This is a genomic window from Pseudorhodobacter sp. E13, assembly GCF_003991405.1.
Taxonomy (GTDB): domain Bacteria; phylum Pseudomonadota; class Alphaproteobacteria; order Rhodobacterales; family Rhodobacteraceae; genus Pseudorhodobacter.
This window is the reverse complement of the sequence record NZ_RPEN01000144.1, coordinates 40992-52906: the sequence shown is the minus strand read 5'-3', so window position 1 is coordinate 52906 and position 11915 is coordinate 40992. Positions and strand designations below refer to the sequence as shown.

The window sequence follows — 11915 nt, the reverse complement described above, 5'->3', positions numbered from 1 at the left end:
CGCATCCTGCCCGGCGCATCGTTCGACAACCTGACCGTCAGCCAAGCCGCGCAGATCGAAGGCGCTTTGGCCGGTGGGCAAGACAATGCAGGCGTCGACCTGCCTGCGACCCTGCAGAAGATCATCGCCCAATAAGGGCCGCTTCGGGGTGGCCCTGCCTGGGGCCACCCCGCAATCCCGGCGAAGAAAATGGGTCAGCCTTGGGCTGGCCCTTTTGCTTTTCTGGTCCTTTCGCTTTGTTGTGCCGCGCGCTGCAATCGTTTATCTGGGGCGGGAATCCTTGGGGCAGCTTGGCCCCAGACAACGCCGGGGGCGGATATGACGGGTAAAAACGGGCTGACCTATGCCGATGCAGGTGTGGATATTGATGCGGGCAATGCGCTGGTAGAGCGGATCAAACCCGCAGCCAAGCGGACCAATCGGCCCGGCACCATGTCGGGCTTGGGTGGCTTTGGCGCGCTGTTCGATCTGAAGGCGGCAGGCTATTCCGACCCTGTGCTGGTGGCGGCAACTGACGGTGTGGGCACCAAGCTGCGCATCGCGATTGATACCGGCAATGTCGATACAATCGGCGTCGATCTGGTGGCGATGTGTGTCAATGATCTGGTCTGCCAAGGGGCGGAGCCTTTGTTCTTCCTCGATTATTTCGCAACTGGCAAGCTGGAGCTGGATCAGGCCACGCGCATCATCAACGGCATTGCGGCGGGTTGTGAGGCCTCTGGCTGCGCCCTGATCGGCGGTGAGACGGCGGAAATGCCCGGCATGTATCACAAGGGCGATTTTGACCTTGCGGGTTTTGCCGTGGGCGCGATGGAACGCGGCTGCGCTTTGCCCGAAGGCGTGGTGGAAGGGGACGTGCTGTTGGGGTTGGCCTCTAACGGGGTGCATTCCAACGGGTATTCCTTTGTGCGCAAGGTGGTGGAACTGTCCGGCCTTGGCTGGGATGCCGATTGCCCCTTTGCTGAAGGCTCTTTGGGGGCGGCGCTGCTGGCCCCCACCCGGCTTTATGTCAAACAGGCGCTGGAAGCGGTGCGCGCCGGCGGCGTGCATGCGCTGGCCCATATCACCGGGGGCGGGTTGACCGAAAACCCGCCGCGCGTGATCCCCGAAGGTTTGGCCTGTGAGATTGACCTGTCGTCCTGGAATTTGCCGCCGGTGTTCCGCTGGTTGGCCGAAACCGCAGGGATGAGCCAGCCGGAACTGCTGAAAACCTTTAACTGCGGCATCGGCATGATGCTGGTGGTCAGCGCGGACCGGGCCGAGGCTTTGGCCGAAACGCTGCGGGCGGCGGGGGAAACGGTTGTCACCATGGGCCGCGTCGTGCCGGGGGAAGGCGTGATCTACAAAGGCAAATTGCTGTGAAACGCGTTGCCATCCTGATTTCGGGGGGTGGTTCCAATATGGTGGCCCTGTGCCGGGATATGGTGGGGGATCACCCTTGCCGCCCTGTTCTGGTGGCCTCTAACGACCCGGAAGCAAGCGGGCTGACGCGCGCCGCTGAAATGGGAATTGCCACCGCAGCGGTGGATCACCGCCCCTATGGCCGCGATCGCGCGGCGTTTGAGGCGGCGCTGCTGGACCCGATTTTGGCGGCGAAGCCGGATATCCTGTGCCTTGCGGGGTTCATGCGGGTGCTGACCCCGGATTTCGTGGCGCGGTTTGAAGGGCGGATGCTGAACATTCACCCCAGTCTTTTGCCGAAATACCCCGGATTGCACACCCATGCCCGCGCGCTTGCCGCTGGTGATACAGAGGCCGGCTGTTCGGTGCATGAGGTGACAGCGGTGCTGGATGCAGGCCCGCTGCTGGGCCGCGCGGTGGTGCCTGTTGTGCCGGGCGACACGCCAGACGATCTGGCGGCACGGGTTTTGGTGCAGGAACACAGGCTATACCCCGCCGTTTTGCGCCGCTTTGGCGCGGGGGACCGTGGGTTGCTGGAATTGCGGTCCTGAACAAGGGTCTAGCTGGCAGGGGGGCGCGCAGGCTCATCCCGGTTGCTGCAATAGAGCGCGAGTTTGTTGCCTTGCGGGTCGCGCAGATAGCCGACATAGAACTGCGGGCTGTAGGCGCTGCGAAACCCCGGCGCGCCTTCGTCCTGCCCACCTGCGGCCAAGGCGGCGGCGTGCAGATTGCGCACCATCGCCTGAGTTGCCACCTCAAACGCCAGCATCGTGCCATTGCCGACCGAGGCGGGCCCGCCGTTGAAGGGGGCTTTGATGTAAAGATCAGGGGGGGCGAAGCTGGTGCCTTCTGCTTGCGGCAGGGTGCAGCTTAGCCCCTCGTCTGACACGGTCAGAACATAGCCGAGTGCGGGCAGAAAAGCGGCGTAAAACCGTTCTGCGGCGGCAATGTCATCGGCGCCAAAGGTCACATAGCCAATCATTCCGCGCGGCCTTTGGCCGTGTCGTGGTTGGGGCTTTGGGTGAAATAATCGGGGTATTCCGCTTCGATCTGGGCCAGATCGGCCTCAATCAGGCGCAGGTGCTTGCGGATTTCGGCTTCGGCCCGGTCGGGCGCGCGCGCCTCGATGGCGTCAACCATGGCGCTGTGCTGGGCGATCAGCGTGGGGATGGAGAACTCCTGAAGCTGCAAGAAGCGCACGCGGTCCATCTGCGATTTCAGCTTTTGCAAATGGTCCCAGGCACGGGCGCGGCCTGCCAGCTCGGCGATCTGGCGGTGGAACGCCTCATCCAGCGGCATGAAGGCGGCGGGGGAGGCAGCCTTTGCCTGAAGGTCCAAGAGCGCGCGCAACTGGGCAATGGCCGCCGGGTCGGGTTGGGTGCAGGCGATGCGGATCAGATCAGCCTCCACCGCCTCGCGCACGAAACGGACGGCAAGCACCTCTTCGACGGTGATCTTGGACACGAAAGTGCCGCGCTGGGGCCGGATTTCCAGCAAGCCTTCGCCTGCCAGCCGCAAGAAGGCCTCGCGCACGGGTTGGCGTGACAGGCCGATGCTATCGGCGATCTCTTGTTCCGAAAGCCGTGTGCCAGGGGGCAGTTGCCCGGTCAGGATGGCGTTGCGCAATGCGCCAGAGGCTTGTTGCTGGGCATTGCGGTCGGGCGCAAGGTCAAGGTGAAAGGCGGCGGGCAGGGGCATGGGGCATCCGGTTGCAGGCTGTGCCTTTCCTTTTTGCAGGAAAACGCCGCGCTGGAAAGATGGCTTGGCTTTGCTTGACAGCGCGCAAGGGGGCGGGCCTAGTCAGCGGCGTGGAAGGGCGAAAGGGGGCAAGCATGCAAACAAGGCGGGCAGAGGTGGCGGCGCTGGGCGGCTTTTGTGAGGCAGTGTTTCGGGCGGTGGGGGCGGATGCGGAAACCGCGCGGGATGCCACGCGGTCGATGATGCACGGATCGCTGCATGGGGTTGATAGCCATGGTGTGCGGTTGTTGCCCTATTACGCCCGTGTGCTGGAAGGTGGCGAGGTGGCAAAGGCCCCGCAATTGCGGTTTACGCAAGTAAAACCGGGGTCTGGCCTGTTGGACGCAGGCCATGCCCAAGGCGCGCGGGCGACCTATCACGCGCTGGAACTGGCGATAGGGATGGCGGCCACGCAAGGGATTGCGGCGGTGGGCATTCAGAATTCCAGCCATTTCGGCCCGGCGGGGGCCTATGCCTATGCTGCGGCAGAGCGGGGCTATGTGGCGCTGGTGGTGGCCAATTCGGACAGCTTTGTGCGCTTGCATGACGGGGCAGAGCGGTTTCACGGCACCAATCCGATTGCGGTGGGCGTGCCCACGGGCGAGGCAAACCCGTGGCTGTTGGATATGGCAACGTCGTCGGTGCCCTTCAATCGCGTGGAACTTTATCAATCGCTGGGGGTGGAATTGCCACCTGATACCGCCTCGGATGCGGCGGGGGCAGAGGTTCTGGACCCGCATCAGGTGGCGATGCTGGCCCCGGTGGGCGGCACGGGATTTGGCTTCAAAGGGGCTGCCCTTGGCGGGGTGGCCGAGATTTTTTCGGCAGCGCTGACGGGGATGCGGCTTAGCCCGGAAATCCCTTTCATGGGCGGCGAGGATCATTCCACCCCGCGCGTGATGGGGGCCTTTGTGATGGTGATGGACCCGGAGGGGTTTATCGGTGGGCCGATCCTGCGGGCCACGATGCAGCGCTATCTGGCGCAATTGCGCGGCTCAAAACCGCGCGAGGGCGCGCGCGTTCTGGCCCCCGGCGACCGCGAATGGGCCGAGGCCGCAGAGCGCAGGGCCATGGGCGTGCCCTTGGACCCGTTGACGGTGGCTGCGTTTGAAGGTTTGTCCGCGCGGTTTGGGGTGGGCTTGCCGTGGTGAAAGCCCGCCCGAGGTCGGGCTGATCCGAAAGCCGGGGAGCCAGCCCCCGGACCGAACCAAACGCCGGGAGGCCAAACCCCCGGACCGAACCAAACGCCGGGGGGCCAGCCCCCCGGACCCCCCGGGATATTTGTGAATAGATGAAAGGGGGAGCGGTGTTTTGGGGGGAATGACGCCGCTAGGGTTGGCATTTTGGGGCGGGTTCTATAGGGGTTGGCGCTTGTTTGGACGGGCTGGCCCCTGCGCTGGGCCATTGAGGAAGCGGGCACCATGATTTCTATGCATCTTTATCGCCAGCAGTGGTTTGGCAATATTCGCGCTGATCTTTTGTCGGGGTTGGTTGTGGCTTTGGCGCTGATCCCTGAGGCGATTGCGTTTTCGATCATTGCCGGGGTGGACCCGAAGGTCGGGCTTTATGCCAGTTTCTCGATTGCGGTGATCTGTGCGATTACGGGCGGACGGCCGGGGATGATTTCGGCGGCGACGGCGGCGACGGCGGTGTTGATGGTGACCTTGGTCAAAGACCATGGGTTGCAATATTTGCTGGCGGCGACCGTGTTGGCGGGGGTGTTGCAGATCGGGGCCGGGTTGCTGAAACTGGGCCGCGTGATGCGCTTTGTATCAAAATCGGTGATGACGGGTTTTGTGAATGCGCTGGCGATCCTGATCTTTCTGGCGCAGGTGCCGGAACTGGACCCGTCCAAGGTGACATGGTTGACCTATGCTTTGGTCGCGGCGGGGTTGGGGATTATCTATCTGTTTCCGTATGTGACCAAGGCCGTGCCATCGCCTTTGGTGACGATCATCGTGTTGACCGCGCTGACGCTGGCCTTTGGCTGGGATGTGCGCACGGTGGGGGATATGGGCGCGTTGCCTGACACATTGCCGGTGTTTCTGATCCCGCAGATTCCGCTGACATGGGAAACCTTGCAGATCATCTTTCCCTATTCGCTTGCCGTGGCTGTGGTGGGGTTGCTGGAAAGCCTGATGACCCAGAATATCGTGGATGACCTGACCGACACCACGTCTGACCGAAATCAGGAATGTATCGGGCAGGGGCTGGCCAATACCGCCACCGGGTTCATCGGTGGCATGGCGGGTTGTGCGATGATCGGGCAGTCGATCATCAACGTCAAATCCGGCGGGCGCGGGCGGCTTTCGACCTTTGTGGCAGGTGTGATGCTGTTGGTGTTCGTGGTGGGGCTTGGCGATTGGGTCAGCCGGATTCCGATGGCGGCTTTGGTTGCGATCATGATCATGGTCAGTATCGGCACGTTTTCATGGTCGTCGATCCTTGCGCTGCGGACGCATCCGAAATCCAGTTCGGTGGTGATGCTGGCCACGGTGGCGGCGGTGATCTACACCCATAACCTTGCGATTGGCGTGGGCATCGGGGTGCTGCTGTCTGGCATCTTCTTTGCCGGAAAAATCGCGCAACTGTTCCGTGTCACCTCCAGCCTGTCGGCAGATGGGGCAGAGCGGACCTACCGCGTGGAGGGCCAGTTGTTCTTTGCAAGCGTGGAGGATTTCATGAAAGCCTTTGATTTCCGCGAAGTGCTGGACCGGGTTATCATTGACGTGTCCGAGGCGCATATCTGGGATATTTCGTCGGTGGCGGCCTTGGATATGGCGGTGCTGAAATTCCGCCGTGACGGGGCCGAGGTGCAGATTGTCGGCATGAACGCGGCATCGGAAACCATCGTGGACGAGTTGGCGCTGCATGACAAACCCGGCGCGCTTGATAAGATGCTGGCACATTGAGAGAGGGCAGAGACATGAAGATTATCGCTTTGGTGGATGGCTCTCTTTATGCGCATTCGGTCTGTGAACTGGCCGGTTGGGCCGGTGCGCGGCTGGGGGCGGGGGTAGAGGCGTTGCATGTGCTTGGCCGCCGGGAAGGGGGGGCGCAAGACCTGTCGGGCGCGATCCGGCTGGGCGCGCGCACCGCGTTGCTGGAGGAGTTGGCCGATCTGGATGCACAACGGGCCAAGCTGGTCATGCATCGTGGCCGCGCCATTCTGGAGGATGCGAAAGCCGTTCTGACGGAGGCGGGGGCTGTTGCCACTACCCGTTTGCGGCATGGTGATTTGCTGGAGGAGATGGGCACGGATTTCGACCTGATTGTCGTGGGAAAGCGCGGTGAGGCGGCGGATTTTGCCAAGGGGCATCTGGGGTCCAACCTTGAACGTATCGTGCGGGCGGCGAAAACACCGGTGCTGGTGGCGGCGCGGGCTTTCGTGCCGGTAAAGCGGGTGCTGGTTGCCTATGATGGTGGCCCCTCGGCCATTCGCGCGCTGGATCATATCGCGCACAGTCCGTTGTATCAGGGTTTGGCGATCACCGTGGTCAGCGTGGGCGACGGCCCGGCGATTGCCGCAGGTCTGGCGCAGGCACAGGCACGGCTGCGCGCGGCAGGGCTGGCGGCAGATATCCGGCACGTCGCAGGCCAGCCGGAAACCGCGCTGGGCAAACTGGTGGAGGCAGAGGGCTTTCAGATGCTGGTGATGGGTGCCTATGGGCATAGCCGCATCCGCAGCCTGATCATCGGGTCAACCACCACGGAAATGGTGCGATCTTGCAAAGTGCCGGTGATGTTGGTGCGCTAAGGGCCGCTGCCCGGCTTTGCGCGGCTAGGCGTTGATTGGGGCTTGATCGCGGGGCAGGTCGGCGGTTTGCTGGGCGCAATCTCTGCGCCAGCCGGAAAGGCCTTGCAATGCCCGCCGCGAACCCTGCCACCAAGCCGAATGTCTTGTTCATCGTCATCGACCAGTTGCGGGCCGATTGCCTTACCGGGGCGCTGGCCGATGTAACACCTTTGCCGAACCTGCGGGCCTTGATGGGTGAGGCGGTCAGCTTCATGCGGCATTATTCGGTGGTGAACCCTTGCGGGCCGTCGCGCGCGTCGATCCTGACGGGGCAATATGCGATGAACCACCGGGCGGTGCGCAATGGCACGCCTTTGCCGCAAGACACGCCCAATATCGCGACAGAGGTGCGCAAGATGGGCTATGTGCCGCTGCTTTATGGCTATACCGATTCTGCCCAAGACCCGCGTGGCCGCCACCCCAATGACCCGGCGCTGACCAGCTATGAGGAGGTGATGCCGGGCTTTCACGAAGCGGTGGAAATGCGTCTGGAGGCAAGCCTGCCATGGCGCGCAGACCTGCTGGAAAAGGGGTATGACGTGCCGCCATACCCCGCGATTTTCCGCCCCAACGGGCCTGCGTTGAACGCGCCCGCGCTGTATCGCGCCGAGGATAGTGATACCGCCTTTCTGACCGATCAGTTCCTGCGCGGGTTGCGGGGGCGGCCACAGGGCTGGTTTGCGCATCTGACCTATATTCGCCCGCATCCGCCGCTGGTGGCCCCTGCGCCCTATAACCAGTTGGTGAACCCCGCCGATATTCCGGCCCCTGTGACCGCAGGCGATCTGGCGGCCGAACAGGCGCGCCATCCGTTCCTTGCGGCCAGCACAAGGCGCGGGGCGATTGCCACTGTGGTCGAAGGCTTCCCGGATCTGGCGCCATCGGCCGAAGCCATCGCAACCCTGCGCGCGGTGTATCTGGGGCTGGCCGCCGAGGTGGATCACCATATCGGGCGGGTGATTGCGGCGCTGAAAGCCTCTGGCGTTTATGATGACACGCTGCTGATCGTGACAGCGGATCATGGCGAGATGCTGGGCGATCATCACGCTTGGGGCAAACAGACCTTCTATGATGCCGCCTATCATACGCCGCTGATCATCCGTGACCCGCGCAGCCCTGCCGCGCATGGCCAGCAGATCACCGCGCCCACGGAATCCATCGACATCGCGCCCAGCTTGCTGGACTGGCTGGGCCAAACCGCGCCCGATGTGATGGATGGGCGCAGCCTGATGCCGTTTTTGCGCGGGCAGACGCCGACCCATTGGCGCAGCCACAGCTATTCCGAACTGGATTTCGGCGATCCGATTTCACCGACCAAAGCACAGGCCGCGCTGGGCCTGACGCCGGAGCTTGCCAATTTCGCCGTGCTGCGCGGCCCGCGCTATAGCCTTGTGCATTTCAACGCGGGGCTTCCGCCCTTGCTGTTCGATCACGCAGAGGCAGGAGAGTTGCACAATATTGCAGCAGAGCCTGCCGCCCAGCCGATTTTGCTGGAAATGACGCGTGCCATGCTCGACCACCGTATGCGCCACGCGGGCGGGCTGTTTAACCGGGTGATGATCACCGAAACCGGGGTCGCGCATGCCCCGCGACAGCCAAATTGATCTATCCATCAGTTTTTTTGCCCTACAGCACGCTTGACGCAAAAAACATCAAAGGCCCATACTTGGGCCTTGTCGTGCGCCCCTGCGCTGCTTGCAGACCTGCGCCACCCATCTGGTCTTAATCGGAAGGAGGTTCTGGACATATACCAAAAAGGACCCGCTTCGTAGCCTTTTTGTCACATAAGGCGGATACGCCAATAAAAGGAAGAAACTTCCATTTTCGACAACGACAGGAGAGATCATGAAGAAATTACTTCTTAGCAGCGCTGCGCTGCTTGTTCTGCCAATCGCCGCATTCGCCAATTGCCCCGCCATCACCATGGCCGATATGGGCGGCGTTGCGGCAGGGGCCTATCCGGGCCAGTTTGACCTTGCCGATTATCAGGCAGCCGCCTCTTGCAGCATGGAAATGACCGCCAACCCCGGCATCGAAGGGTTCAATGGCCAGATCCGGGGCAACCCGGCGCTGCCGCCACTGGCCGAACGTCTGCCAGAGGAACCGCTGGTCGTGGTGCCCTATGCCTCGGTCGGGAAATATGGCGGCACGCTGGATGCGCTGTCCAACGCGACAGAGGCGGGGACATCGGATTTTATGTCGATCCGCCATGTGAACCTTGTGCGCTATGCCGACGATCTTGAAACCATCGTCCCGAATATCGCGAAATCCTGGGTGTGGAACGATGACTACACACAACTTACCTTTACGCTGCGCAAGGGCCATAAATGGTCTGATGGTCAGCCCTTCACCTCCGCCGATGTGAAGTTCTGGTATGACAACCTGGCGCTGGACCCGAATATCAACGAAAAGCCCAAGGATTATGTGACCGTGGGCGGCGAGCGGATGACGGTGGACACACCCGATGACGTGACGGTCGTGTTCAACTTGCCCGCACCGAAACCCGGCCTGCTGGCGCATTTCGCGACCCATTTCGCACAGGCCTTCCAGCCCAAGCACTTCCTTGGCCAGTTCCACCCCGATGTGAACCCCGATGCCGACAAGCTGGCGCAGGAGATGGGCTTTGAAAACGGCTATGCCGCGATCCGCGCCTATTACGGCAACTCGGACTGGATGGACACCGCGACGCCCATGCTCAACAGCCCGGATCTGTTGGCCAAACTGCCCGCCGATGCGGCCCCCACGCTGGAAAGCCATATCGTTGTGCGCGAAACCACCGAGGGGCGGCATTTCGTGGCCAACCCCTATTTCCATATGGTGGACACGACGGGCCAGCAATTGCCCTATATCAATGAAATGGATGAGCTTTTTGCCAATGACCAAGAGGTCCGCTTGCTGAAGCTTGTCAACGGCGAGGTGGATTACAAGACCCAAAGCCTCCAGCTTTCGGACGCGCCTTTGCTGTTGGAAAATCAGGAGAAGGGTGGCTACACCATCCAGCTCAAGCCGAAAATCGCGATGCAGACGATTTCCTTCAACGTCACCCACCCGGATGAGGCCAAGCGCGCCGTGTTCGGCGATGTGAAGTTCCGCAAAGCAATGTCCGAGGCGATCAACCGCGATGCGCTGAACGAAACCGCCTATTTCGGGCAAGGCACTTTGCAGCAATATACCGGCTTCTCGCCGCTGCCGGAATATATTGATCCGAAATGGAAAACCTATGCGATGGAGTATAACGCGGACGGTGCCAAAGCGGTGCTGGACGAGTTGGGCCTGAAAGATGTGGATGGCGATGGCTTCCGCGAATTGCCGAATGGTGAGCCGCTGGTCATCAACATGCAATTCGCAACCCAGGGCATCGCGGGGCAGGTGGTCGAACTTATCAGTCAGGATTGGGCCAATGTCGGCATCAAATCCACGGTGAAAGAGGTGACGCCGGATGAATACCGCTCGTCGCAATCGTCCAACCAGCTTGATGTCGGCTTGTGGGAAAAGGGCCAGCCTTTGGGCATCATCCTTGGCAATAATGAGCTGTGGGTGCCGCCGTTCGAAAATTACTTCGCGCATCGTTCGGGCATGCTGTGGGCCGAATGGGTGGATAGCAAAGGCGCCAGCGGGGTAGAGCCGCCGGATTACGTCAAAACCCTGATGGACGATATCAACACCTTGCAATCCACACCCGCAGGGTCGGATGAGTTCAAGGCGATTGCCAATCGCATGGTCGCGTCCATGGTTGAAAACGTGCTGTTCATCGGCACGGCGCTGACCCCGGACCCGATCTATGTGAACAACAAGCTCAAGAACGTGCCGGAATTCAAAACCGCATCCTATGAATACTATCGCACCTACCCCTACCGTGGGGCGCAATGGTATCTTGAGGAGTAAGATCAGCCACTTATCCGCTGATCTTCATCTGGTGGCAGGCGTTCGCGCCTGCCGCTCCTCCCCAAAATTCTGCCCTTCGTCAGGATGCGCCCCATGATCCGTTTCGCGCTGACCCGTGCCTTTCTGGCCCTTGTCACCTTGCTGACTGTCTCACTCATTGTTTTCACGCTGATGGAACTGGTGCCCGGCACCTGCGCCGAGCGCTATCTTGCCTTCAAGAACACCTCCGGCTCGCAAATTTCGCTTGCGGATATTGAGGCCGAGAAGGTGCGGCTGGGCTTGGACAAACCGTTTCTGACCCGCTGGGGCGGCTGGGTTTACAATGTGTTCGTGCATGGCGAATTTGGCGATAGCTGCATCCTGCGGCTGAATATCAACCAGCTTTTGGCAGATAAGTTTTGGATTTCGCTGGGCATTTGTATGGCGGCGCTGATCCTGTCTTATGCGATCGCGGTGCCGATCGGGATTTTGTCAGCCTCCTCCTCCAACGCCTTTGCCAATAACTCTTTGCGCTTTGTCAGCTATCTGGGCCTTGCCCTGCCAAACTTCCTGCTGGCGCTGATTATCATGCTGTTTTCCACCGTGTTTTTCGGTGACAGCCTGACGGGGCTGTTTTCCAAGGAATACCGCGATGCCGCGTGGTCTTGGGCAAAATTCGGCGATTTCCTGAGCCGGGCGTGGTTGCCCGTGTTCATCCTTGGTTGGTCGGCCACTGCTTTTGCGCTGCAAACCGTGCGGGCGCTGATGCTGGATGAGATTGGCAAACTTTACGTCACCGCCGCCTCGGCGCGGGGGGTATCGGGCGGGCGGCTCTTGTGGCGCTATCCGGCGAAACACAGCCTTGGGCCGGTCATCAACTCGCTTGGGTTTGACCTGAACCGCATTTTCAACGAATTGCCCATCGTCGCGCTGATCCTGACGCTGACCGAAGCCGGGGCGCTGTTGTTTGAAAGCCTTGCGCGATCCAACGATCAGCAGCTTGCCGGGGCGATCATCTTCCTTCTGACTGCCAGCATCGTCGGGCTGAACTTCGTGACCGATATTCTGCTGGCCTTGATTGATCCGCGTGTCCGACGCGGGCTGATGGGGTAGGGCC

Annotated in this window: 10 protein-coding genes; 8 read left to right on the top strand and 2 right to left on the bottom strand. The window is 61.4% G+C overall.

Annotation, left to right across the window (positions count from 1 at the left end; translation table 11 throughout):
- Positions 1-318 precede the first annotated feature (318 nt).
- Together purM and purN are read left to right on the top strand one after the other, a co-directional pair.
- On the top strand, positions 319-1362 hold the full coding sequence (gene purM, locus EGN72_RS03980) for a phosphoribosylformylglycinamidine cyclo-ligase (RefSeq protein WP_127045358.1): 1044 nt from the start codon (positions 319-321) through the stop codon (positions 1360-1362).
- A complete protein-coding gene (gene purN / locus EGN72_RS03975; protein WP_127045357.1) occupies positions 1359-1952 on the top strand; it encodes a phosphoribosylglycinamide formyltransferase in 594 nt (197 codons plus the stop codon). The genes purM and purN overlap by 4 nt, the downstream gene beginning before the upstream one ends.
- A gap of 8 nt (positions 1953-1960) precedes the next feature.
- Here purN and EGN72_RS03970 read toward each other — a convergent pair whose 3' ends face one another.
- On the bottom strand, positions 1961-2383 hold the full coding sequence (locus tag EGN72_RS03970; protein ID WP_127045356.1) for a VOC family protein: 423 nt from the start codon (positions 2381-2383) through the stop codon (positions 1961-1963).
- A complete protein-coding gene (locus EGN72_RS03965; protein WP_127045355.1) occupies positions 2380-3099 on the bottom strand; it encodes a GntR family transcriptional regulator in 720 nt (239 codons plus the stop codon). Before EGN72_RS03965 ends, EGN72_RS03970 begins: the two co-directional genes overlap by 4 nt.
- Positions 3100-3233: 134 nt before the next feature.
- On the opposite strand from EGN72_RS03965, the gene EGN72_RS03960 reads away from it, so the two are divergent.
- The 6 genes from EGN72_RS03960 to EGN72_RS03935 all read left to right on the top strand — a co-directional run bounded on the left by EGN72_RS03960 (position 3234) and on the right by EGN72_RS03935 (position 11911).
- Entirely contained in the window at positions 3234-4289 is a 1056-nt protein-coding gene (locus EGN72_RS03960; protein WP_127045354.1) for an Ldh family oxidoreductase, read from the top strand.
- 270 nt (positions 4290-4559) lie between these two features.
- Positions 4560-6050 (top strand): SulP family inorganic anion transporter, encoded by a 1491-nt coding sequence (locus tag EGN72_RS03955; RefSeq protein WP_127045353.1) that lies wholly within the window; start codon positions 4560-4562, stop codon positions 6048-6050.
- 14 nt (positions 6051-6064) lie between these two features.
- The gene (locus tag EGN72_RS03950; protein WP_127045352.1) at positions 6065-6895 is read left to right on the top strand and encodes a universal stress protein; all 831 of its coding nucleotides are present in this window, start codon (positions 6065-6067) and stop codon (positions 6893-6895) included.
- Positions 6896-7002: 107 nt separating this feature from the next.
- Positions 7003-8538, top strand: coding sequence for an alkaline phosphatase family protein (locus EGN72_RS03945; protein ID WP_127045351.1), 1536 nt, complete (start codon positions 7003-7005; stop codon positions 8536-8538).
- 241 nt (positions 8539-8779) lie between these two features.
- Complete coding sequence (locus tag EGN72_RS03940) at positions 8780-10819, top strand: ABC transporter substrate-binding protein (protein WP_127045350.1); 2040 nt, start codon at positions 8780-8782, stop codon at positions 10817-10819.
- Between the two features lie 84 nt (positions 10820-10903).
- Positions 10904-11911, top strand: coding sequence for an ABC transporter permease (locus EGN72_RS03935; protein WP_127045349.1), 1008 nt, complete (start codon positions 10904-10906; stop codon positions 11909-11911).
- Positions 11912-11915 lie beyond the last annotated feature (4 nt).